16 protein-coding genes and 1 pseudogene are annotated in these 23,297 nt (G+C 65.4%); 7 read left to right on the top strand and 10 right to left on the bottom strand.

From position 1 onward, the window contains the following. The first annotated feature begins 105 nt into the window (after positions 1–105). The gene (locus ACIPRI_RS22015; protein WP_446623620.1) at positions 106–1,815 is read left to right on the top strand and encodes a hypothetical protein; all 1,710 of its coding nucleotides are present in this window, start codon (positions 106–108) and stop codon (positions 1,813–1,815) included. A 5-nt stretch (positions 1,816–1,820) separates the two neighbouring features. Here ACIPRI_RS22015 and ACIPRI_RS22020 read toward each other — a convergent pair whose 3' ends face one another. Beyond that, positions 1,821–5,426, bottom strand: a complete 3,606-nt coding sequence (locus tag ACIPRI_RS22020; protein WP_446623621.1) for a hypothetical protein — start codon at positions 5,424–5,426, stop codon at positions 1,821–1,823. A gap of 135 nt (positions 5,427–5,561) precedes the next feature. Here ACIPRI_RS22020 and ACIPRI_RS22025 point away from each other — a divergent pair, with 135 nt between their 5' ends. Next, a complete protein-coding gene (locus tag ACIPRI_RS22025; RefSeq protein ID WP_446623622.1) occupies positions 5,562–6,371 on the top strand; it encodes an alpha/beta fold hydrolase in 810 nt (269 codons plus the stop codon). Between the two features lie 77 nt (positions 6,372–6,448). On the opposite strand, the gene ACIPRI_RS22030 is transcribed toward ACIPRI_RS22025, so the two are convergent. Further along, a complete protein-coding gene (locus tag ACIPRI_RS22030; protein WP_446623623.1) occupies positions 6,449–6,724 on the bottom strand; it encodes a hypothetical protein in 276 nt (91 codons plus the stop codon). A 91-nt stretch (positions 6,725–6,815) separates the two neighbouring features. Here ACIPRI_RS22030 and ACIPRI_RS22035 point away from each other — a divergent pair, with 91 nt between their 5' ends. Beyond that, positions 6,816–7,298 (top strand): N-acetyltransferase family protein, encoded by a 483-nt coding sequence (locus ACIPRI_RS22035; protein ID WP_446623624.1) that lies wholly within the window; start codon positions 6,816–6,818, stop codon positions 7,296–7,298. A 43-nt stretch (positions 7,299–7,341) separates the two neighbouring features. On the opposite strand, the gene ACIPRI_RS22040 is transcribed toward ACIPRI_RS22035, so the two are convergent. Beyond that, complete coding sequence (locus ACIPRI_RS22040) at positions 7,342–8,721, bottom strand: esterase-like activity of phytase family protein (protein WP_446623625.1); 1,380 nt, start codon at positions 8,719–8,721, stop codon at positions 7,342–7,344. A 204-nt stretch (positions 8,722–8,925) separates the two neighbouring features. Between ACIPRI_RS22040 and ACIPRI_RS22045 the strand changes: the two genes are divergently transcribed. Both ACIPRI_RS22045 and ACIPRI_RS22050 read left to right on the top strand, forming a co-directional pair. Then, positions 8,926–10,917, top strand: coding sequence for a bifunctional metallophosphatase/5'-nucleotidase (locus ACIPRI_RS22045; protein WP_446623626.1), 1,992 nt, complete (start codon positions 8,926–8,928; stop codon positions 10,915–10,917). A 1-nt stretch (position 10,918) separates the two neighbouring features. Next, a complete protein-coding gene (locus ACIPRI_RS22050) occupies positions 10,919–12,142 on the top strand; it encodes a trypsin-like peptidase domain-containing protein (RefSeq protein ID WP_446623627.1) in 1,224 nt (407 codons plus the stop codon). Between the two features lie 20 nt (positions 12,143–12,162). Here the strand turns inward: ACIPRI_RS22050 and ACIPRI_RS22055 are convergent, their stop codons facing one another. Beyond that, positions 12,163–13,140, bottom strand: coding sequence for a tripartite tricarboxylate transporter substrate-binding protein (locus ACIPRI_RS22055; protein ID WP_446623628.1), 978 nt, complete (start codon positions 13,138–13,140; stop codon positions 12,163–12,165). A gap of 24 nt (positions 13,141–13,164) precedes the next feature. Further along, complete coding sequence (locus tag ACIPRI_RS22060; protein WP_446623629.1) at positions 13,165–14,331, bottom strand: mandelate racemase/muconate lactonizing enzyme family protein; 1,167 nt, start codon at positions 14,329–14,331, stop codon at positions 13,165–13,167. A gap of 105 nt (positions 14,332–14,436) precedes the next feature. Between ACIPRI_RS22060 and ACIPRI_RS22065 the strand changes: the two genes are divergently transcribed. Beyond that, a complete protein-coding gene (locus ACIPRI_RS22065; protein ID WP_446623630.1) occupies positions 14,437–15,348 on the top strand; it encodes a LysR family transcriptional regulator in 912 nt (303 codons plus the stop codon). 102 nt (positions 15,349–15,450) lie between these two features. After that, entirely contained in the window at positions 15,451–17,259 is a 1,809-nt protein-coding gene (locus ACIPRI_RS22070; protein WP_446623631.1) for a PHB depolymerase family esterase, read from the top strand. A gap of 158 nt (positions 17,260–17,417) precedes the next feature. On the opposite strand, the gene ACIPRI_RS22075 is transcribed toward ACIPRI_RS22070, so the two are convergent. The 5 genes and pseudogenes from ACIPRI_RS22075 to ACIPRI_RS22095 all read right to left on the bottom strand — a co-directional run bounded on the left by ACIPRI_RS22075 (position 17,418) and on the right by ACIPRI_RS22095 (position 23,137). Beyond that, positions 17,418–18,377: an MBL fold metallo-hydrolase gene (locus tag ACIPRI_RS22075; RefSeq protein WP_446623632.1), complete on the bottom strand. Its 960-nt coding sequence runs from the start codon at positions 18,375–18,377 to the stop codon at positions 17,418–17,420. Between the two features lie 253 nt (positions 18,378–18,630). Next, positions 18,631–20,193, bottom strand: a complete 1,563-nt coding sequence (locus ACIPRI_RS22080) for a tannase/feruloyl esterase family alpha/beta hydrolase (RefSeq protein WP_446623633.1) — start codon at positions 20,191–20,193, stop codon at positions 18,631–18,633. Between the two features lie 42 nt (positions 20,194–20,235). After that, positions 20,236–21,208 (bottom strand): annotated as a pseudogene (locus ACIPRI_RS22085) (Bug family tripartite tricarboxylate transporter substrate binding protein). A gap of 24 nt (positions 21,209–21,232) precedes the next feature. After that, positions 21,233–21,430, bottom strand: a complete 198-nt coding sequence (locus ACIPRI_RS22090) for a DUF2783 domain-containing protein (protein WP_446623634.1) — start codon at positions 21,428–21,430, stop codon at positions 21,233–21,235. A gap of 9 nt (positions 21,431–21,439) precedes the next feature. Continuing rightward, complete coding sequence (locus ACIPRI_RS22095) at positions 21,440–23,137, bottom strand: FAD-dependent oxidoreductase (RefSeq protein WP_446623635.1); 1,698 nt, start codon at positions 23,135–23,137, stop codon at positions 21,440–21,442. Positions 23,138–23,297 lie beyond the last annotated feature (160 nt).

The following is a 23,297-nucleotide window of genomic DNA, read 5'->3' on the forward strand; positions in this document are numbered from 1 at the left end:
CGCGTCGGACTTTATCTGAAACCGGTTTCACACCATCTAGGGTTTGTACCGACCGGAAGTCGGCGGCACGGTGCGATCTCGAAAGGCCGCGCCTACACTGCGCCCATGCAAAGCGCCACTGCCGAGTCGATTCCCAGCTTCGCGGCCGAAGGGGCCGCGGCACCCGTCGTCAAGCACCTGCGGCAAGTGCTTCTGTGGCCGCTGCGCCTGATGCATCAGCACGAACCGGGGCAGCCGCGCAAGCCTTCTTTGCAGCTGCTGCGCGAGCTGGGCGAATCCTCGCCCTGGCGCGAGGTATTCGACGAATACACCGGCGGCATCGACGACTTTCACGAGCGCCACTACAACGAGTTCGTGAGCTTCCTGCCCTACGTGCAGCAGTTCCTCTACGGCGAAGGCCGGGCGCGGCGCGAAGCCGGCGCTGCCAGCCCGGGGGCCAGCGACGAGGTGATCGAATCGCCCATGCGCATCTTCCGGCGGCGCGACATCGCCGCGCTGCGCGTGGTGCCGCGTCGGGGCGATGCGCCGATCACGCTGGAGGTGGTGCACATCGACCTGTACTTCTTCTTCGACGTGGACGTGGTGATCCTCAACGTCGAGGTCGGCGTCAACGATCTCAGCCTGGCGCAGGCACAGGAGATGCTCTACCGCTTCGGCCGCGCCTACCCGGCCGGCTGGGATGCAAGCGGCGCCGCACTGCACTGCATGGCCAGCGTCGAATGGCTGGATGCACAGGGGCAGGTGCTGGCCGCTTCCGACGTGCAGCAGCGCGAGGCATTCCTGCAGCACGTGGCCCGGCACCGGTCGCCGCGCACCGCCAGCCACTGGGCCTACGTGATGCAGCCGCTGGTGGCCGAGCACACCGAGGAACCGGGCCTGCTGCGCTATCGGCAGATCGAGTACTACCGCATGCCGATGATGGCCTACCTGGCCCTCGACGACCCGCGCAAGCTGACACGCGCCGACTTCATCCGCCTGGGCCTGGTCACCGGCGCGGCCGAGGGCCAGGGCGCCCTGCCCTATGGCGAAGAGCACCTGGCCGACTTCGAGGCCCGGTACTGCTACGACCGCTTCTGGGCCGACACCGGCGCCGCGCCCAACACGCGCTACTTGTGCAACGGCCATGCGCTGATCGTGGTGGGTGATGCGCGCTCGCAGTTCTACGGCTGCCGCGACCGCGGCGTGCTGGCGCAGTTCCGGCACCAGCACTTCCTGCTGTTCCTGATCGCGCATTTCCAGAAGGCATCGCTCTTGATGTTTTCCGACCAGCTGGTGGAAGCGCTCAAGCGGCTGGACATCCACAGCACGCCCAGCGTCAAGCGCTTCAAGCGGGCCATCCGCGCCAGCTTCGAGCGCTTCCTGCGCTTCACGCACCGCTACTGGTTCCACGAGATCTCGCAGCAGGCGCAGGTGAAGGCGCTGTCGCACCTGTGCGCGCGCCACCTGGGCACGGACGAGCTGTACGAAGAGGTGCGCGACCGCATCAACGACATGAACAGCTACCTGGAAACCGACAGCCTGCGCCGCCAGGCCAACACCGTGGTGCGGCTCACCGTGGTGACGCTGTTCGGCCTGATCGGCACCATCACCACCGGCTTCCTGGGCATGAACCTGCTGGCCGAGGCCGATGCGCCGCTGATCACCAAGGTCTTCTGGTTCGCCGTCGTGGGCACGCTGACCACCTGGCTCACGGTCTACACCATGATCAAGTCCAAGCGCCTTTCGGACTTCATCGATGCGCTGTCGGATGACCGGCAGACCCTGCGTGGCAAGGTGGACGCCTTCGTCAACGTCTGGCGGCGCGGCGCGGACTGACGCACTCAATAGGTCTCATTGCTGGCCGGCGCGGCCTGCCGGGCCGCCTGGGCACTCGGCATCGGCCGCGGCAACCACACCTCGATGGTGCCGGGCGTACCGCGGACGTGATTGGCCAGCGGCCGCACGGACCAGCGCGTCACCGGCGGCAACAAGGTGCGCGCCATGGCCTCGGCGCAAGGCAATTGCGCGCCGTCGTGGTAGAGGATGGTGGCCTGCCGATGCCCGGCCGGCGGCGCCCGGCCTGCCGCACGCGAACTCTCCAGCACGTCCTCCACCGGCGGCACCGTGGCACCCAGTGCGCGCCATGGCTTGCGAAACGCGCGCGCATCCTCGCGCATCTCCTGGCCGTACACCTGGATGTAGACCAGGGCGCCGCCACAGACGTTCGGCGGCGGCGCTGCCAGCGCGGGCGGCGCCAGCGGCGGTGTGGCGCTCGCCACTTCCGGCGACACGGCAGCTTCTTCTTCAGCGCCCGCTGTGGGCGGCGTCTCGGGCGCCGGCAACGGACCCGGCATGGCGGGGGGCGCCGTTGCCACCACCGGCGGGGTACTTGCGGGTGGTGCCACTTCGCGAAAACGGATGCGGAAGGGCACGTTGGCGCGCGCCACCAGCGCCGTCACGAAAGAGGTCGAGCCGCTGCCGAAGCCGCTGCAGTTCTCCTGCGGCGGCGTGCGGCCGGTGTAGTCGCGCGCCCAGTAGCGTGGCGTGCAGGGCGGCGCGCTCGCGGGCTGCAGGCATTCGATGCCGTTGTTGCGGTCCAGGAGGCGCTGGCAGGCCGGCGTGCGCCGACGCGGCGGGTCGTTGGCGCATGCGGCCTTGGCGTCGTCGACGATCTGCACCGACAGCTTGAAGTTGGCCATGAAGTTCTCGCGGCCCTGGCGGCACAGCAGGTCGCCGGTGCGCAGCAGCTCGGCGGCCAGCAGCGAAGTGGCTTCGTTCGCGCCACCGCTGCCGGCGCGCAGCTTGGCCCAGCGTTCGGTCAGCTCCTTGAAGGCGGCGCTTTCGGCGCGCTGCTTGTTGTCCTGCTCGGTGCGCAAGGCATCGATGCTCTGCCACAGCGCCACGCCGAAGGTGGCTGCCGTGCCGATGCCCAGCGACGCGGTGACGGCCCCGGCCTTGAGCACGCGCGCCTGCAACCGGCCCATGGACGCCACGGCGCCGGACACGCTGCCGTTGCCGCTGGCGGCGGACGCAATGGCCGCCGCCACCGTGCCGGGCTGGCCGTCGTCCACCGCGAACAGGCCGGGCACGCCTTGCGCCACGCGCGACAACATCTCGCCATCCAGCCGCTCGCCGATCGCCGCGCCCAGGCGGAAGTAGCACTCCCACTGTGCCTCATCGAAGAACTGGTCGGTGGTGGGCTGCTGCGGAAACAGCGGATGGGCCGCCTTGAAGTTGACTAGGTCCACCGCCAGGTCGGACGACACATTGGGCTTGACCAGCAGGATGTGGCCGCGCAGCCCGCTGGCGTACGTCACCCGCGCCAGCGCCAGGCAGGCCTGGCTGCTGGATGAAGCCAGGTCGTTGAGCGAGCCGAACTGGCCCAGCTTCCCCCAGCTGGCGTTCTTGTTGGGCTTGAGGAAATCGATGTCGGCGTTCAGGTCGATGCGCGCGCGCCGGATCAGGTTCTCCAGATCATGGAAGCGGTAGTCCGGATCGGCGCCGCAATCGGCGATCACGATCAGCTCGGCCTCTTCGCGCAGCAGCGCGTAGGCGGCCGTGTTCTCGAAATGGCCGCCGTCGCTCAGGTACCAGTAGGGCGAGCCGCTGCCGGGAAAGGCGCCGAAGCACTCCAACAGGATGAAGCGCGACTTCATCAGCAAGGTGCTGACCCGGCGCGCCGCGCCCTGCTGCACCAGGCCGGCTTCCTTGCTGTCCCACCAGTAGCCCAGGCGCAGCCCGGCAAACACCGACAGCGCCGCGATGCCGCGCTTGGTGAGCCGCCCCAGACCCGGCGCAAAGGCGGCGCCCGAGATGGCGGCCCAGGCGCCCAGCGTGAGCGCGCCCTTGGGCCTGGCCTGCGTCCAGGGCGCACCGACCGCCTGCATCCAGCCCTGCGGCCCCACGGTGAGCGGCAGGCTCTTGCGGTCGCGGTTGAACAGCTGCTGCTTGGGGTCGTGCGTCTGGTTGATGCAGACGTTGATGAGATGCACCGGCCCGCCATGCTGGTGCGGCGCGTACCTGGCGAGCAGGATGTCGTCGTCCTCCTCCACCTCGCCCACCGGCACCCTGGGCGGCGCCAGGCCCGACACCGCCGCCGTCGGGTCCGCCCCCAGCCGCTTCCTGTTGGCCGAGCCGAGGTAGCCGCGCACGATGCGCGCCTTGTAGAACATGTGCAGCGACGAGGCGTTCAGGAAGCCGAAGTTGCGCCCCGTGCACAGGGCATAGGTGCCGATCACCACGCCGATGGTGCCCAGCCAGATCCAGCCGCGCGAAAACTCCAGCCCCTGCGGCGTGAACACCGGCAGCAGCACCGCCGCGTACAGCACGCCGATCCACCAGGCCGCCAGGCAGAAGGCCACCACCAGCCCGAAGATGCTGGCCAGCGCCATCATCAGGCTCTTGCCGATGCCCGGCGCCTCCCGCTTGCCGGTGAACAGCATGGGCAGCACGGCGCGCAATGCGCCGGCCACCACCAGCAGGACGCCGCCATAGGAGGCGCGCAGTTCGCGCGTGTGCGCCGCCAGCCACCAGGCCGCCCAGTCCAGCAGGCCCAGGAGGCCGATGACCAGCACGATGTAGAGCACCGAGGCCAGGCCGTCGGTGAGCTCGTTGCGCAACACGCCGGGGCTCGTGCCGAGCCTGCGCCAGATCAGCACCCACAACAGGGCCAGCACCCAGCAGGCGGCAAAGATGATGAAGACCGGCGCCAGCCACAGCGGGCCGCCATAGCGCTCCTCCAGGATCGGGCCAACCCACCAGGCCCCGGTGCCCAGCACCACCCACAGCGCCACCTGGCCCAGCGTGCCGCCCGTGGTGCTGCGGTCGCGCACCGCCCAGTAGCCGTCGGCGAGCACGATGGAGGCCAGCCACGGTATCAAGGCGGCCAGCCACAGGGTGGGCAGTTGGGTGGCCCAGCGCACCGGCGCGATCACCTGCTGCGCGTTGTCCAGGTCGATCAGGCCGGCCATGATCTCCCAGGCGCCCAGGTTGATGGCGGCCAGCACCAGGCCCACCAGGGTGGCGGCAATCGCCAGCTCGATGTGCGTGCCCAGCAGGTTGCGCAGGAACAGCGCCACCGCGAACAAGGTGTCGCGCATGCCGCCGGGAATCAGGTAGCGGCCGTTGCCGCGCAGCCACCAGCCGAAGCGCACCTTGTCGACTTCGGCAAAGGCGCCCTCCACTGCGCGCACGCCGTCCGGGTCTTGCGCGCGGGTGCACATGCGGCCCAGGGTCGAGCCCACGTAGCCGCCGCCGGAGACGGTGGACACGATGTCGAACTCGAGCAGCTGCCGGTGCTGCGCCAGCGACTTGATGAGCCCCAGGCAGAAGGTGGCGCTGCGGATGCCGCCGCCCGAGAGCGCGAGCCCCCAGGCGCGACGGCCGCCGTCATTGCCATGCAGCGCCTTGCGGCGCGTGCTCACCATGTCCCGGATGGCTTCTTCCATCGAGCCCCCACAGTTGCAGGGCGCAATATTTCACCGAGGGAAGGTGCGGGCAATTTGGCGAACGGTCTATGACCGATGCCAGGATCGCGCAACATGGGCAGAAGCGGATACTCCCCTCCTCGCCCCGCTCGCGCCATGCAGCCCGCTCAACCCTTCTACCGCGAAGCCGGTTCCGGCCCTGGCGTGGTGTGCCTGCATGCCAACGCCAGCAGCTCCAGCCAGTGGCGCGCCCTCATGGAACGGCTCGCGCCCGACTTCCACATGCTGGCGCCGGACTCTTATGGCGCCGGCAAGAGTCCGGCCTGGCCCATTGATCGCCGCATCGCGCTGCGCGACGAAGCGGCGTTGCTCGAGCCGGTGTTCGAACGCGCCGGTCCGGGGCCGATGACGCTGGTTGGGCATTCCTACGGCGCGGCGGTGGCGCTTGTTGCCGCCGTCCTGCAACCGGCGCGCGTGAGCACCCTGGCCCTGTATGAGCCAACCGTGTTCGCGCTGCTCGATGCGGAATCACCGCCGCCCAACGCGGCCGACGGCATTCGCGCCGCGGTCGCCGGTTCGCAGCGCGCGCTGGCTGCCGGCGACGGCAGCGAAGCGGCGCGCTGCTTCATTGACTACTGGATGGGCGACGGCGCCTGGGCGCGCACGCCGGATGCGCGCAAGGGCCCGATCCAGGAATCGGTGGCCAATGTGTCGCACTGGGCCAGCGCGCTGCTCGGCGAGACCACGCCGCTGGACGCCTTTGCGCAGCTGCAGATGCCGGTGCTCTACATGACCGGCAGCAAGTCGCCCGCCTCCTCGCTGGGCGTGGCGCGTCTGCTGACGCAGGCCTTGCCCCACGTTCAGGTCGTCGAGTTCGAGGGCCTCGGCCACATGGGGCCGGTGACCCATCCGGACGTCGTCAACGAGGCGATCGCGCGCTTCCTGATGGAGAAGCGCGCGGGCTGAAGCGCTATGGCCCCGCTGCTCGCTTCTGGGCGGCGGCGAAGATCTGCTGGCGCATCAGCCGCATGGCCTGGCCGCGCTCATTGCTCGCCAACGACACCGTCGAGTTCACCGCCACCACCAGCCCGAGCGGCTCGTGCACCCAGATGAACTGTCCGCCGAAGCCGGAGGCCATGCTGCAGCACCACCACGCTCTGCACGTCGCCGAAGGCTTCGCTTTGCAGCGCGCGCTCGACCTCGGCGAAGGCCGCCTTGTCGATGGCTTGCTGCTGCGCGAAAGAAGGCGCCTGCGCACCGGCGGTGCCGGCCACCAGTGCCAGCATCAGGCTCGTGCAGGTCAGCAGCCAGCGGCGCATGGTTGTCCCTTCGCTTCTCGTTCGTGAATGGCCGCGCCAGTGTAGCTGTCGATAGACTCGCCGCACTCCCTCTTCCACCACACGCCAAAGCATGCGCCGACTCGCGACCCCGCAAGACATCGAAGCCGTCCACGCCATCTACTCGCACGAGGCGGTGCTGCCCTACCTCACCTACGAGCGCATGCCGCTGGCCGACTTCCGCCCCATCTACCAGGGGTTGCTGGACAGCGGCGCCTTCTTCGTGTGGGAAGTGGACGGCGCCATCGTCGGCTTCTACAAGGCGACGCGGCTGCCGGGCCGGGTCGCCCATGTGGCGCAGCTGGGCACCCTGGCGGTCGATCCCGGCCAGCATGGCCAGGGCGTGGCGCATGCCATGGTCGGCGACGCGATCGCGCGGCTGAAGGCCGAAGGCGCGCGCCGTGTCGAGCTCTATGCCGAGGCCGACAACGCGCGCGGCCTGCGCTTCTACCAAAAGCTGGGCTTTGTCGAAGAAGGCCGGCTGCGCGAGTTCTACAAGCGCGCCGGCGACGCGCACTACGTGGACGAACTGGTGATGGGCTTGCTTCTGCGCTAGGCGCCCGCCGGCTGGCCACCCAGCACGCCGCGCGCGGCCGCGCTCAGTCGTCCTCCCCGTCGTAGCCGCCTGCGCGATGGTCGCGATCGCGGCCTTGGCCATGGCCCGTCCCACCCTCATCGCCGTCGTTCTTCAGCGAGAACGGCAGGCGCACTTTCAGGAACTCGGTGTTGTCCGATGCGAGCTCGCGTCCGCCGCCATAGGGAAAGTTGTTGTCGTTGACGACAAGCAGCGTGCGCGGGTCAAGCACCAGCACGTTCTCGATCGTCGTGTAGGGAAAGGTGAAGAACCTCTGACCGTCGGCGTTCAGGTCGAACGGGTCGGCAAGGTTCATCAGGTCGACGAGCTCGGTCTTGCGCACGGTGCCGCCGTCGGGCACGTCCTTCAGGTCGATCAGGAACACCTTCTTGAACGGGGCCGGATTCGGCGAGGTGGCCGTGCTGCCATTGCGCTCGAGCACGATGAAGCGCAGGTCGTCGACCGCCACCATGTCGCCGATGTTGTTGCCGTTCGGATCGAGCCGATAGACATAGCTGCGGCCGGTGTAGCTTTCCTTCCCGAGATCGAATTCGTTGATGCGGCGCGTCCTCGCCGGGTCGCCGGCCACCTGGCCTTCAAGCAGCGTGTAGAGCCTGGTCTCGTTCTTGTTGATCGCCATGCCTTCGAAGCCGCCCGAGCCCGGCAGGTTTGCCGTGGCCTTGCCTGCAGTGACATCCTTGTGCTGGGGCGCGTAGACGCCCGGCAGCGGGATCTCGCTGCGCAGCACGGTGCCGTTTGCGTCGGTCTTGACCAGGTAGGGGCCGAATTCGTCGCCGAACCAGTAATTGCCCTGGCGGTCGCGCCGGAACGACTCGACGTCGAAGTCGGCGCCGGTCAGCAGGCGGCCGGCACGGATGCCGCCGTCGACTTGCGCGTTGGCCGGATTGTTGTAGTAGTTCGCGTAGTCGGCCTGGATCGGAATCGTCAGCTTGCGCTGCGCGTCGTTCAACGCAAGACGCGTGCGCGTGTCGAACGCCGGCCGGGCCTTGCCGCTGTCCAGGTCGGCCGGCTCGATCGCGCCTTGGCCGCCCTTGGGCGTGCGCCAGAGGATGTGCAGCGCATAGCTGCGCAAAAGCGCATCGGCGGAGTTCGCCTGCGCGCCAAAGCCGTTGTCGACCAGGAACTGGAACACGTCCTTGCGCGGACTTTCGAGCACGCCCGAGAAGCCCTGCACCGGCTGCTTGTCGACGTACGGCGGCACGTTCGTTCCGTAGGCATTGGGCCCGGTGAACTGCCCGGAGGTCGGGCCGTCGGCGAAAGTGGCGGCCGGCATCTGGGCCCAGCCGATCAGCATCTGCGCATGGGCGGCGGCGCCGGCAGTCAGCAGCAAGGAGGTGGCGATCGGCGTGAGGGTACGCCGCAAGACGGATGGGATCGAACGCATGTCATTCCTCGGTGGTCGGATGATGGAATGCGCGCGATGCTGGCCATGCGCCGTGTCAGGCCGTTGACATGCGGGCCCTGGCTGGCTGGTGCCAAGCCCGTCACGGCTTCGTCACCGCCGGCGCAGATAGTTCGCGCCGCGGCCCGCCTGCCTTCGTGCATCGGCGTCCGCACTTCACACACTGACAAGAGGAGTGCCGTTGCCATGAATCTGCGCCGCCTTGCCCTTTCCTTCAGCCTGACCGTGCTGGCCGCCGCCTGCACCGGCCTCGGCATCGCGCCCGCCGAGGCCCAGGGCAGTTCCCCGGACGATACCTTCGGTCAGCAGCGCGGCCACGGCCATGACCGCGAGCCGATCAAGATCAAGATCATTGGCTTCAACGACTACCACGGCAACCTGCAGTCGCCCGGCACCTTCGGCATGAACACGGTGGTGCCGGCGGCGCAGCGGCCCGCCGTGGGCGGCGCCGAATACCTGGCGGCCTACGTGCAGCGCATGAAGGCGCAGAACGCCTACAACGTGGTGGTGGGCGCGGGCGATTTCATCGGCGCCTCGCCGCTGATCTCGGCCCTGTTCTTCGACGAGCCGGCGGTGGAGACGCTCAACAAGATCGGCCTGGAATTCAATGCCGTGGGCAACCACGAGTTCGACAAGGGCGCGGCCGAGCTCAGGCGGCTGCAGGCGGGCGGCTGCAAGTTGGCCACCAACGGTGTGCCCGACATCAACAGCTGCAAGGGCGTAGGGTCCAACGCGCCGGGCAGCTTTGACGGCGCGCGCTTCAAGTGGCTGTCGGCCAACGTGATCGAGACCGCCACCGGCCGCCCCCTGCTGCCGGCCTACGGCATCAAGAACTTCGGCAAGGTGAAGGTGGCCTTCATCGGCATGACGCTCAAGGGCACGCCCGCCATCGTCACGCCCACCGGCGTGGCGGGCCTGGAGTTTCGCGACGAGGCCGACACCGTCAACGCGCTGCTCCCGCGCCTGCGCCGCCAGGGCGCGGACATGGTGGTGGTGCTGGTGCACCAGGGGGGCTTTCAGACCAACCCCAACGTGGGCGACATCAACGGCTGCGATGGCAACCTGAAGAACCCCGACGGCAGCGATTCGGAAATCGGCAGGATCGTCTCGCGCCTGAACAACGGCGTCGACCTCGTGATCAGCGGCCACACGCACGCGGCCTACAACTGCTCGGCCAACACGGTGGACGTGAAGAACGTGAACGGCGTCGCCGTCAGCACGCCGCGTGCCACCGGCCTGCCCAACAGCGAAGGGCGCCTGGTGCCGGTGACCAGCGCCAGCGCCTTCGGCCGCGTGCTGACCGACATCGACGTGACGCTGCATCCGCGCTCGCACAAGGTGCTGTCGGTCTCGCCGACCAACCGCCTGGTGGACCGCACCGACCCGGTGATCAACACCATGATCGCCGCCGACCCCGGCGTGAAGAACGTGGTGGATGGCTACAGCCAGCTGGTGTCGCCGCTGGCCAATGCCGTGATCGGCACCGTCACCGTGCCGCTGCCCAACAGCGCCAGCGCCGCCGGCGAGATGCCGGCCGGCAGCCTCATTGCCGACGCGCAGCTGCAGGCCACCCAGCCGGCGGCGCTCGGCGGCGCCGTGATGGCCTTCATGAACGCGGGCGGCGTGCGCAGCCCGGGCTTCAACTTCCTCGGGGCCACCTACCCCTACAACGTGACCTACGGCAATGCCTTCACGGTGCAGCCCTTCGGCAACAGCCTGGTCACCATGACGCTGACGGCGCAGCAGATCAAGGACCTGCTCGAGCAGCAGTTCGTGGGCTGCAACGGCCAGACCCAGCAGCGCATCATGCAGGTGTCCAACGGGCTCAAGTATTCGTGGAAGGCATCGGCCGCGGCCTGCTCCAAGATCGACAGCGTGGTGCTGACGCCCACCGACGTGACCCAGACGCCGCCGGTGGCGACCGGCGCGCCCGAGACGCTGGTGGCCAGCGGCGTGGTGCAGAACCCGGGCAAGACCTACCGCGTCACCGTCAACAACTTCATGGCCACCGGCGGCGACGGCTTCACGGTGCTCTTGGGCGGCACCAACGTGCTGGGTGGCGCGCAGGACATCGACGCCCTCACCGCCTATCTGAGCGGCGGCTACAAGGCGCCCAAGGTGGCCTACGACCCGAGCCTGCCGGCGCTGGCCATCCCGCGCATCACGCAGCTGCCTTGACTTGAACAAGACGCCCGCCGCCCGCTTCGTTGCCGTCATGGCCGGCGCCGTCTGCGCGCTGGTGGCGACGGGGTGGTGCATCAACGCCGTAGCGCACGAGGGTCCGCATGGCGATGCTGCGACGACCATCGACGGGCGCTTGCGCGATGCGAAGCAGATGGACGCCCGCGCCGTCCTGCTGCAACGCGCCGAGGCGCAGCTGGCACGCGGCGATGCAGCTGCCGCCACCGAGACCTTCGAGCGCGCTGCCATGATGCTGCACGCGCCCGACACCGAAATGGGCCTGGTGCGCAGCTACATGCAGGCCGGCCACTACCGGCGCGCACTGGCCTTTTGCGCGCACACGGCCGGGGTGCACCGCGAGGCGCCGGCCGCCGGTGCCCTGTACGCGTGGCTGCTGCGCGCCGGCGGGCAGAACGCTTTTGCGCAGCGCACCCTGGACGACACGCTGCAGCGAGCGCCGCAGGACACGGTTGCGCTGCAGACGCGGCTCGCCTTTGCGGCGGCGCTGCCGGTGGCCGGCGCGCCGCTTCTTCAGACGCCGCATCGCATGGCGCCGCAGCCGGTGATGCTGGGCAGCCAGCCCGAGGTTGCGCCCGGCGCGCGCGTGGTCGCCAGCGGTGTGCTGATCGGCAACGGCACGCTGGCGCTGGTGCCCAAGGCGGCGCTCGGGACCACATCGCCCGCCCGGCTGTGGGTGCGCAACGGCCTGGGCCAGACCACGCGCGCCCATCTGCAGCCCCAAGCCGGCCCGCTCGACACGCCAGGCGTGGCGCTGCTGCGCTTGGATACGCCGCTGGGGCCACCGCCAGTGGCCGGCGCGCTGACGCCACCACGCGAGCCCTTTGCCGGCAGCCCCGGCTTCGTCATCCAGTACGCCGCCGACGCGTCGGCCGTGCCGGCCTGGCCCTGGCTCAGCCAGGGCTTCTTCGGCGCCATGCCGGCGCAACCTGACAAGCCGCGCCCGCTGGGCATCGACGTGGCGGCAGGCGCGTACGGCGGACCGGTGTTCGATGCGCAGGGCCGGCTGGCCGGCATGGCCCTGCCGGGCCCGCAGGGCGAAGCGCTGCTGCTGTCTGCCGCGCGCTGGCAGAGCCTGGCCGGCGCGGCGCCCGCCACCCCGTTGCAGGACGACGTGGCCTCGCGGCCGCGCGGCAACGTGCCGGCGGACGAGATCTACGAAAGCGCTCTGCGGCTGGCGCTGCAGGTCATCGTCTCGCCCTGAGGCAGCCAGAACCAGACACATCAGTCTGCGTACTCGCCCGCGTCCTTGATCACCTTCGACCAGCGTGCCGTTTCGGCGACCAGGAATTTCTTGTGGCCTGCCGGGTCCAGTCGGTCGTCGTTCACGATCGCGAGACCGAGCGCCTCCTCGCGCTTGATCAGCTCGGGGTCCTTCAGCGCGGTTCGAAGTGCGGCGTTGATCTTGGCAAGAACCGCGGGCGGTGTGCCTTTGGGTGCATAGAGCCCATGCCACACCTGGACATTGAAGTCCTTCAGGCCGGCTTCCGACAGGGTCGGCGTTTCCCTAAGGGCGGGAAGCGGGAGCCGCTGCAGGCTGGTGATCCCGTAGGCCTTGACCTTCTTGCCTTCGATCTGCGGCACCGCGTTGACAGCCTGCTCGCACATCACGTCGACCTGCCCGCCGATGAGATCCGTCATGGCGGGCGCGGTGCCCTTGTACGGCACGGGCGTCATGCTGGTCTTCAGCGCGCTTTGGAGCATCAGGCCGCACAGGTGCGACGCGGATCCGAGGCCCGCATTGGCGAGGTTGACCTTGCCGCCACTGGACGCAATCCACTGGCGCAGCTCGGCGAAGCTGTTGGCCGCCAGAGTCGGCTTGCCGATCAGGACGGACGGCGCCTCGTTGACCAGGCCTAAGGTTTCAAAGTCGTCCGGCACCTTGTAGCTGAGCTTGCGGTACAGCGTCGGCGCGGTGGCCATGCCGATGTGGTTCACCAGCAGCGTGTAGCCGTCCGGCGTGGCCCTCGCCACCCTGGCCGAACCGATCGTGCCGCCCGCACCCACCGTGTTGTCGACGATGACCGTCTGGCCCAGGGGCTTGCGCAGCGCTTCGGCCAGGTCCCGGGCGATCTTGTCGGTCGGCCCGCCGGCGGCGAATGGCACGACCAGGGTGACGGGCTTGTCGGGATAGTCCGCGCAAGCCAGTGTGGTCAGTGCCGCCAGGGCGATGCCGGCGCCGAAGCGCGAAATCGTGTTCATTTTTGTCTCCTTATAGATAGGTGCTCAAGCCGAAAGCGCTTGCATCTCGCGATACAGGTCCGCCTTGCCTTCGAAGCCGATGCCAGGTAGATCGGGCAGGGTCACGAAGCTGTTCTCGACCTTCACGCCGTCCGGGAAGCCGCCGAAGGGCTGGAACAGGTCCGGGTAGGACTCGTTGCCGCCCAGGCCCAGGCCCGCGGCAATGTTCAGCGACATCTGGTGCCCGCCGTGGGGGATGCAGCGGCTGGCCGACCAGCCGTGCTCCTTGAGCATGTCCAGCGTGCGCAGGTACTCGACCAGGCCGTAGCTCAGGGCGCAATCGAACTGCAGCCAGTCGCGATCCGGGCGCATGCCGCCGTAGCGAATCAGGTTGCGCGCGTCCTGCATCGAGAACAGATCCTCGCCAGTGGCCATCGGGTTCTTGTAGAAGTTGCGCAGCGCCGCCTGCAACTCGAAGTCGAGCGGGTCGCCCGGCTCCTCGTACCAGAAGAGGTCGTACTGCGACAGGGCTTTGGCATAGGCAATCGCGGTTTCCAGGTCGAAGCGGCCGTTGGCGTCGACGCAGAGCTTCTGGCCGTCCTGCAGCACTTCCATGATCGAGTCGATTCGACGCAGGTCTTCGTCGAGCGAGGCGCCGCCGATCTTCTTCTTCACGACCGTGTAGCCGCGGTCGATGTAGCTGCGCATCTCGTCCTTGAGCTTCCCGTGGTCCTGGCCCGGGTAGTAGTAGCCGCCGGCGGCGTAGACGAAGATCTTGCGGTTGGGTTTGCCGTCGCCATAGCGGTCGGCCAGCAACTGGAACAGCGGCTTGCCTTCGATCTTGGCCACCGCGTCCCACACCGCCATGTCGATGGTGCCGATCGCCACCGAGCGCTCGCCATGGCCGCCCGGCTTCTCGTTGGTGAACATCGTGTTCCAGATCTTGTGCGGGTCCAGGTTGTCGCCGGTGTCGTCCACGAGCGAGGCCGGATCGGCTTCCAAGATGCGCGGGATGAAGCGCTCGCGCATCAGCTTGCCCTGGCCGTAGCGGCCGTTCGAGTTGAAGCCGTAGCCGACCACCGGCTTGCCGTCGCGGATCACGTCGGTGATCACTGCGACCAGGCTCAGCGTCATCTTGCTAAAGTCGATGTAGGCATTGCGGATGGGCGAGCTGATTGGGATGGTCTTCTCGCGGATTTCGACGATCTTCATACTTGGTTCCGGTGAGGTGAGGTCAAAGAGAAGCCATCGTCGCGCGAACCGACACCTACTGGCCAATGCTGTTTTTCTTGGCTTTGATGTTTTGAAAGCACTGGCATGAACTTTCTGTGGTTCGAAGATTTCCTGGTGCTCGCAGAGACTGGAAACTTCTCGCGAGCTGCCGAGGAACGGCATGTCACGCAACCGGCATTCAGCAGGCGGATCCGCGCACTCGAAGACTGGTTGGGGACGGAGTTGCTCGATCGCACCTCCCAGCCCGCGAGGCTCACCGAAGTGGGGGAATGGTTCCGGGGCGTGTCTGAAGAGTTGATGGTTCGCGTCGCGAGCATTCCGGGAGAGGCCAGGAGCGTTGCTGAGGCGCATTCCACAACCCTGCGCCTAGCCGCCACGCATGCGCTGTCCTTTACGTTTCTGCCGCGATGGCTCCGTACATTGGAGACACGCACGAGCCTCGGACCGGTGCAGTTGATGTCGGATGTTCTTCGGCAGTGCGAAGCTTTGATGCATCAGAGCAAAGTCCAGTTTGTTCTGAGCCATACACATCCCATGACCAAAGGCGCTCTTGAAGTCGATGGATATCCATCAACGATCGTCGGCAGCGACGTGCTGGTGCCCGTTAGCGCCGCCAATCAGCGCGGGGATGCGATGTATTCACTGGACGGCCCGCGTGCGGACCCGGTTCCTTTCCTCCAGTACAGCACTGATTCTGGAATCGGAAGAATCACGCGAGCGGTAGTAGGCGACAGGCTCGCTCACATGAAGACAAACGTCGTGTTCACAGCGCACTTGGCGTCAGTCTTGAGGACCATGGCGCTGGACGGCAGAGGGGTCGCTTGGCTACCCCGGACGCTCATCGAAGAAGACCTCGCCAGCAAGCGCCTTGTCCAGGCGACTGCCGACAGCAACTGGCGTGTGCCGGCGCAAATACGTCTGTTTCGATCGCACGGTGCAATCGGAAAGGCCGCTGAGGACTTCTGGAACGCCGCGTTGAGCGTTGCGGCGGAGTAGTGCTGGTTGTTTGTCGCGCGGTGCGAACCAGCCGCGCGAAACCGGCCGACGCCCGGGCTGCTGGGCGGTGCTTTCAAAGCATCAATTCCGAAAAATTCGGCATTGGCACTGCGCGCAGCGGCCGCGGATCATTTCCATTGGGTACAACCAATGGAGACAAAATTGCAAAAAAGACACCTTCTCGAACTCTGCATCGCCGGAGTTCTGCTCGCCGGCTGCGGTGGCAGTGACAACAATCGGCCGCCCACCGCCGCCCCCACAACGCCGCCCCCTTCTGACCCCGTGACGCCAAACGCGGCGCAAGCAATCTCATGTCCAACCAGCGCTGCTTTGCTCACAAAGAAGACACTGAACGTGGGCGGAGTGGATCGCGAATATTACGAAAGCGCGCCGAGCAACGTGCTCGCGTTACGTGAATACGATGCGCGAGGTCTGACCGTCGTGGTGAATTTTCACGATGCAAACGAGACAGGGCAGAAGGGGGCTGAAGCGACGTGTTGGCATGAGGTGGGGGAAGAGAAGGGTTTCATCACGGTCTTTCCCTCTGCAGTGGCGGGTTCGTGGAACACGAAATTTGCTCCGACCAGCGTCGACGAAGTGGCTTTCCTTAAAGCTCTGCTGCCTGCCATCAAGACGAAGTACGCCTTGGCGAGCAACGCGATCGTCTACTACACCGGTGTGGGACAAGGCGGGCGGATGGCACAGTCGATGGCGATGCAGGCACCTCAGTTCCTGGCCGCGGTCGCCAGCATCGATGGGACCGCAGAGCCCGAGGTATTCGGCCTGGCGTCGAACAAGCTTCCGCCCACGACGATGTCGTCATGGATCATCAACACAAAGGGCCAGACAGACGAAACTGAAGCCACGCAGATCGCATACTGGAACAAACAGAACTCGGCCTATTCCGCGCCGGCTGCGTTCGAGGATCCAATCTTCACTTCGCGGGTGTATGCATCGGATGCACGTCCGCTGCACCAGGTCAAGGTTTCCACGCCGAAGCTTTCAGGATATGCAGGAAAGGCGCTGACGGAAAACATCTGGGACTCCCTGTTCGCAAAGACCGTCCGCTTCTTCGATGACAACCGAACGAACGGAACGCTGCATGCGAACCAGACCATCGAAGATATGAAGCTCATCGAGACGACGAAGGAGTTCGTCTCGGGCTCGCCTCGCCGCTGGCTCGCTTATCTGCCGTCCAACTATGCTGCGCTGACCGCTGGCGGCCAGAAGCTCCCACTCGTCATTAGTCATCACGGGCGTAACGGTTCCGGACGCTGGCAAGCCATCACCTCGCAGTGGCACGAAGTCGGCGAGAAGTACGGTTTCATTGTGGTGTATCCACAAGGAAACGGTGCAACTTGGAACACAAGCATTGCTCCGACCAACGTCGATGCGGCCTTCGAGCTCGCGCTCATCGACGAGTTGAAGACCAAGTACGCCGTTGACTCAACGCGGGTCTTCCTGAACGGGGCGTCCATGGGATCCGCATTCACGAACCGCATGGCAGTTCAGTTCCCGCTCCTGTTCGCGGCCATCGCACCGTGCTACTCGGGTCATCTGAGCCCCGCCGCCTACGCCGACGCAATCGTTCGCACGGACGTTCCGATGCCAACATGGCAATGCCGGGGCCAAGACGAAGTGCCTTCGGACTTCCCAGGCGGTACTGCGGGCGAAGCTGCTGCACAAGTGTTCTGGCGCGAGACTGTCAACAAGAATAGCGGCATCCCCACGCTGCAAGTCGACGGACGGCGCGTGACCGAAATCTGGAACAACGGTGTCGCCGAATACAGGTGGCAGCTGACTCAGTACCAGCCGCACTTCTGGAGCGAAGGTCAAGCAGAGAAGATCTGGAGCGAGATGTTCTCGAAATACCAGCGCACTGCCGCCGGACAGCTCGTTCGGTTGCCGTAATCAACCCGCTTGAAGCGGCCGGGTGAGCCTGGCCGTCTCTTGTTCTCAGCCACACGGACAATCCGTCCGGCGAAGGACGGATTTCCTGCTTCTGGCTGAGACTCATCGTCAAACGGACTACGGCTCCGTCAATTCGCTTCCATCTGGCAGCAGGAGCGTCAGCCCTCCAGCGTCTTCCACATTTCGATGTCGCGCTCAGCGGTCCAGATGCGCGGGTCCGTGTACTTCGTAGCCTCGTCGTAGCAACGCGTCACGTCGAATGGCATGCAATGGTCAAAGATGACCCAGTGGCCGTACTTCGGCTTGAGCGCGGCGAACGTGTCCTTGTAGACCACGTTCAGGTCCTTGCCGGCAGCCACGCCCTTCTGCACGTTCGAGTACACGTCTGCGATGAAGTCACGCGTTTCGCTCAGGCCTTTGGCCACGTCGGCGGGTGTGGTCAACGCGGCGCCGCGGCCGGGAACCAGGGCCTTAGGCTTCAGCGCAGCCAAGTTGTCCAGCGTCTGAGGCCAGTCCTTGAAGTAAGCGTCGCCGGCATATGGCGTCGCACCGAACTCCACCAGGTCGCCCGACAGCAGTACCCTCTCCTCGGGCACCCACACGATGGTGTCGCCCTTTGTATGACCACGACCAAGCTGCAGCAGTTGTACTTCGAGCTTGCCGAGCCACAGTGTCATCTTGCCGGCGAAGGTCATCGTTGGCCAGGTCATACCGGGCGGCACGGTTTCGACGTTGCTGAACAGACGCGGGAAGCGGCCAATCTCGCTTGCCTTGTCATGCTCACCGCGCTCAACGATGAGGTCGTACGTGTCCTGGCTCGCAATGATTTGCTGGGGTTTATAGGCACTGGCTCCAAGGACCCGGACCGCGTGGTAGTGCGTCAGCACGACGTACTTGATTGGCTTGTCGGTCACCTCACGGATGCGGCGGATGACATCGGCGGCCATCGCGGGCGTCGCTTGGGTGTCTGCGACTAGCACAGCGTCGTCGCCAATGATGATGCCGGTGTTCGGGTCGCCTTCGGCGGTGTATGCCCATGCGTGCTCCGAGATCTGGCTGAAGGTGACCTTCTTTTCTTCCAAGTCAGCTTGGCTGGCGAACTTCTTGGTCTGGGTCATGGAGACCTCCTTAGAGTGAATCGAGTGGGGTGAGGGATGGTCAACGGGCACCTAAGCAGGCCGCCTTGACCTCGGGTCGTTGAGTGGCTCTTCCCCGGAGCCGAGGATGGTTTGACGCTCGCCGCTTGTGTCACCACGCTTGCCACCGCGAACGTGGAGGGCCGAGTCGGACCCAACGGCGGCTAGACAGCAAGCGGATACGCCGTTGGGTCGACTCATGCGTGGCAGCCACCGCGCAGTGGCCAACAGTTCCTCAGGTTGCGCTGCACTGATAGTTGCTCACGCTGTTGATGTCGCCGGTCCCGTTGTATTTCGGGTACGACGGGTATTGGCAAAGCGGACGTGAGAACAACGTTGCACCGGACGAGTTCATCTTTGTGGCCGTTGGCGTGCCTGGGTCCGTACCTTCTTCCACCCAAGCCATGGTCGGCGTCAGCAAATCGAAGGTGTCAGCGCCGGGCCCGCCTCCGCAATGGTTCACACCAGCAGCAATGTAGAGGCGCGAATTGGCCGGAGCTGCCGCACCAGCGGACGCGGCGACCGGCTCCCACGTCCGGATGGTGTCCTTGTGCGACAGCAACGCATCGTCGGAGCCGTGCCAAATCACAATCTTCTTGCCTGTCTTGAGGTAATCGGCAAGGCCGCCCACGGAGGCGCTGAACCCGTAGTACCCGTCGATCACTCCGGCAATGGTTGGGTAGTAGGTGTCTACGTTGAAGTTAGTGGGCGACCAGCTCGCGTCGTTGAGGACAATGTTCCTCATGTGGCCAACGCCGAGCGATGCATAGGCTGGGCCCCATTGGCTCATGCTTCCGAAGCCGAAGCCCGAGTAAATCGTTCTCCCGTCCACTAGCTTGAGGTCCGTCATGAGCGCCTTGACCGCAGAAGCCTCGTCCGCGGTCAGGCCTGCCGCAGCGGAAACGTCAGTGGTCGGGTCGAACTGGCATGCCGACCAGTTCGAGACAATTCCGTCATTCGCCCCGTCAAGCGCGTCGCATTTGGCGACGGCTGCGGCATTGACCGCAGCGAGCTTGGTGGACGATGGCATTGCAAGTGCGGAAGCGCGCGTCCACTGCTCGATCTGGCCAGGCAGGTTTCGGGTTGGCGCACCCGCGATCACGGCGTCGAAATCCGAGCCGTACTTGGCTGCAGCGTTCAGCGCTCCTCGGCCCCCATTCGAACAGCCTTGGTAGTACGAGTAGCTGGCTGTCTTCGCGTAGTACTTCTCCGCCACCGCCTTGCCAAACTTGGTCGCAACATTGATGGCGGTGTGCGCATACAGCTGCACAACTGCAGGATTGTTCAGAAGCACGGCGCCGCTTCGGTCGCGGTGGCCCCCGTTGTTCGCGGTAAGGACTGCGTGCTGCGACAGGGCGACGTTTGTCGTTCCCACGCTAGGAATGGAGCCATCGAACCCTCCTCCCCCCTGCTGAACAAACCGCCGCTGCCAAACGTCGGGCAGGCGGACTTCAATGTCGTGCTGCGTGCCAACCTGCGTCCCGTTGACTTTGCAATACGCTGGCAACGTTGCTGTGGCGGGAACGTTCACCGCGCCCGTGACCTGGACGTCCCCGATGGTTTGTCCTGCCAATGAATCGCACGAGATTGCCGGGGAAACGTCGGCGGTGAGTGACTCACCGCCTCCACTGGTGCCCGGGTCGGTTCCAACCGAAGGTGCGCCGCCGCCAGCTGTACCGGAACTTGCTGGGAGCGTATTCCCGCTGCCTCCGCCGCAGGCCGCAATGAGCGCGGTTGCTGCAACGAAGCAAGCCAGGGGCACGCGCAGCGAAGGACGTTCCGAAGTTTGAAGAATCATCACGTTGTCTCCTGTGGTTGTTGTGGATTTGATTTCGGAAACTCAATCGAGCCTGATGGAATTGGCCTTGATGACCTTGCCCCAGCGTCCCCGCTCCGCGTCGACGTAGGCGGTCATCTGTTGTGGCGTGCCAGGCATTCCTTCCAGCGCGAGGCTTTGGAAGCGGGCCTTAACCTGCGTCGAGTTGAGCGCGTCCTGCAGCGACTTACTCAGCTTCGAAACGACCTCAGCGGACGTGCCGGTTGGGACGACCAGGCCTTGCCAGGCATACGCGGTGAAGTCCTTGACGCCCTGCTCGCCAATAGTGGGCACGTCAGGCATCGTGGCCAAGCGAGATGGGCTTGCGACGCCGAGCGCGCGTAGCTTTCCGGTGGCGATGTATTGCTGCACGCTCGCCGTATCGATGAAGCCGAAGGGAATCTGCCCACCCATCAAATCCTGAACGGCCGGAGCGGCGCCACGATACGGCGCATGCTGCAAACTCAAGCCAGTGCGATCGCGAAAGAGCTCTGCAGCCAGATGGTGTGGGCTTCCGACGCCGGCCGACGCATAGGTCACCGGGCCGTTGGCCTTGGCCCACGCAAGAAACTCCGTGAGGTTCTTCTGGCACATTCGGGCTAATCACCAACAGCATGGGAAATCGAGCGAGCATTCCCACCGGCTGAAAGTCCTTCACCGGGTCGTACGGTAGCTTGGCAAACAACCACGGATTGACAGCCAAGGTCGCGAAATCAGCGGACAGCATGACATGTCCGTAGTCTTTGGAGTTGGCAACGTACCCTGCGGCGATATTGGTTGCAGCGCCCGGCTTGTTGTTGATGACGATGGGCTGGTTCAGCGATTTGCTCATGGCATCCGCAACCGTTCGGACCACGACATCTGAGCCCCCGCCGGCGGCATATCCAACGACCCATTCGATGGGGCGGCTGTTCTGCGCGAATGCCAGGCCAGGCACCGCGACTGCGAGAAGCCCGGCTTGCAGCACGCTGCGCCGTGAAAGTTGTATGCGATTCATCTTGTCTCCGTTGGTAGATCGAAATCAGTAGGCGCTAGCCGTGTGTGCAGCGCGAAGCGCTTCGCGCAGAACGTCGAGCGAGCCAATGTGGTTTGCGAGCAGCAGCACAAGCCTCGCGTTCAATGCTTGGCTTTGCGCTAGCGACAGGTCTTGGTGCGTCTCGATCAGCGCTTGGTAGAACTCGTCGGGTGCTGTCAGGTTCGGGGTGGTAATCAGTGCCATACCGCTCCTTCAATGCACCGCGAGCGCACGCTGCAGGGCGGAGGCGAGCCAACGCGGGTCCGAAAGGCTGCCTCGTGCACACACATGCTGGTCGGGACGCAGAAGCAAGACCGACCCTGGCTGCATCTCGTACCGCTTCGCCACGAGTCCATCGGCGTCAATCAAATCGGCGTCGACGCCAGGAGAACTGGACACTGCAAGCACCTTCAACTGACCGGTTGCTCCTGCTGCGTCACGAAGGCTTGCCAATTGCTTGATCTCCTTGCCATCCACCAAGACAAGCGCGGTGAAATCGGCCCCGAGTTGGCGCAACAGCCAAGAAGCGCTGCCATTGGGTAGTCGCACAGGTGCGTCCGTCGCCGGCGCACCGGGGACCATGCGTTCGCAAGCACCGTCTGCCACTGGCGTATTCAGGGCTGAGTCGCGAAGCGTGGAGGGCACCGAAAGTCGACCGCTGTTGACCAGCGTGCGCGCGAATCGGTGCTTCTTAGAAAGGTCCAGGACTGCGTCACGAAAGAGGCGACTGACTTCGCTCTTGGGCGTAATGAAGTCGGTGGCTCTTGTGGAGTTGAGGATGTTCTCGTCGGCGGCGTACTCGCCTTCCGCCGCATAACTATCCAACAGCGCATCCGGCGCTTGCCCCTTCAAGACTGCTGCAAGCTTCCATGCCAGGTTTTCGGCATCCTGCACGCCAGAGTTCGCGCCGCGGGCCCCGAAGGGCGACACACCATGCGCAGAGTCGCCCGCGAAGAAGACGCGCCCGTGCCTGAACTCGTCCATGCGCAGGCATGAGAACGTATAGACGCTTGCCCACTCAAGCTCGAACTCGGCGTCCTTCAGCGAGGTGTGCGCGAGCATCTGCTCGACCCGCGGGATGATGTTCTCTGGCTTCTTCTCCTCATCCGGGTCGGCCTCCCATCCCAGCTGAAAATCAATGCGCCACACGCCGTCGGGCTGCATGTGCAGCAGCACGCTTTGATTGCGATGGAACGGAGGGTCGAACCAGAACCACCGCTCGGCGGGCTGCTCCAGCTTCATCTTCACGTCCGCGATCAGGAACCTGTCGCGAAACACTCGGCCCTTGCTTTCTTCGCCAATCAGTTGGCGCACCGCCGACCTAGATCCGTCACAGGCAACCAGGTAGTCAGCGGCCAATTGGTAGGGACCGTCAGGCGTTTCGATGGTGACCAGGACGTGGTCGTCCTTTTGGTCAACGTTGAATACCCGGTTGTGCCAACGAAGGTCGATATGAGGCAGTTGCGCGGCGCGCTCGGCCAGGTAGCCTTCCACGTAGTACTGCTGCAGGTTGATGAAGGCGGGCCTTTCGTGCCCGTCCTCTGGCAACAGGTCGAACTGATAGATCTGCTCGTCCCCGAAGAAGACGCGCCCGAGATTCCAAGACACGCCCTTCCTGACCATTCGGTCGCCGCAGCCGAGCCGGTCAAAAATCTCGAGGGTTCGCTTGGCGAAGCAGATTGCACGTGAGCCTGTGGAAAGCCGGAAGTCGTTATCGAGCAAGACGACCGGTACGTCTCTCTGTGCCAAGTCAATTGCGAGACTCAACCCAACGGGCCCAGCCCCGACCACGACCACCGGCCTATGCGCGGGATAGGAAATGTCTTGGTCGGGAGACCGCTGAAAGTCGAATTGGAGGGCCTGATAGTTCAATCCGCTCGTACCTGCATCAGGCAAATCGGCGAACTTCATTCTTGGCCTCCGTGAGGCCATCTTGCAGGGGGCGCTTGTCTCATTCTGGTCTGCCTTGGTGTAGCGGGCAGACGATACGGGCGGCTTGGAAATGAGACAACGCGATGACGCTCATGCCTAGAATGAGCGCCATTCATGCTGCGTCGCGGCACGCTTGCTC

Source organism: Variovorax sp. LARHSF232, assembly GCF_052871435.1.

Bases quoted from the DNA above. Each gene is read 5' to 3' on its own strand.
- ACIPRI_RS22015 (WP_446623620.1), top strand. From the start codon at position 106: ATGCAAAGCGCCACTGCCGAGTCGATTCCCAGCTTCGCGGCCGAAGGG.
- ACIPRI_RS22020 (WP_446623621.1), bottom strand. From the start codon at position 5,426: ATGGAAGAAGCCATCCGGGACATGGTGAGCACGCGCCGCAAGGCGCTG.
- ACIPRI_RS22025 (WP_446623622.1), top strand. From the start codon at position 5,562: ATGCAGCCCGCTCAACCCTTCTACCGCGAAGCCGGTTCCGGCCCTGGC.
- ACIPRI_RS22030 (WP_446623623.1), bottom strand. From the start codon at position 6,724: ATGCGCCGCTGGCTGCTGACCTGCACGAGCCTGATGCTGGCACTGGTG.
- ACIPRI_RS22035 (WP_446623624.1), top strand. From the start codon at position 6,816: ATGCGCCGACTCGCGACCCCGCAAGACATCGAAGCCGTCCACGCCATC.
- ACIPRI_RS22040 (WP_446623625.1), bottom strand. From the start codon at position 8,721: ATGCGTTCGATCCCATCCGTCTTGCGGCGTACCCTCACGCCGATCGCC.
- ACIPRI_RS22045 (WP_446623626.1), top strand. From the start codon at position 8,926: ATGAATCTGCGCCGCCTTGCCCTTTCCTTCAGCCTGACCGTGCTGGCC.
- ACIPRI_RS22055 (WP_446623628.1), bottom strand. From the start codon at position 13,140: ATGAACACGATTTCGCGCTTCGGCGCCGGCATCGCCCTGGCGGCACTG.
- ACIPRI_RS22060 (WP_446623629.1), bottom strand. From the start codon at position 14,331: ATGAAGATCGTCGAAATCCGCGAGAAGACCATCCCAATCAGCTCGCCC.
- ACIPRI_RS22065 (WP_446623630.1), top strand. From the start codon at position 14,437: ATGAACTTTCTGTGGTTCGAAGATTTCCTGGTGCTCGCAGAGACTGGA.
- ACIPRI_RS22075 (WP_446623632.1), bottom strand. From the start codon at position 18,377: ATGACCCAGACCAAGAAGTTCGCCAGCCAAGCTGACTTGGAAGAAAAG.
- ACIPRI_RS22080 (WP_446623633.1), bottom strand. From the start codon at position 20,193: ATGATTCTTCAAACTTCGGAACGTCCTTCGCTGCGCGTGCCCCTGGCT.
- ACIPRI_RS22090 (WP_446623634.1), bottom strand. From the start codon at position 21,430: ATGGCACTGATTACCACCCCGAACCTGACAGCACCCGACGAGTTCTAC.
- ACIPRI_RS22095 (WP_446623635.1), bottom strand. From the start codon at position 23,137: ATGAAGTTCGCCGATTTGCCTGATGCAGGTACGAGCGGATTGAACTAT.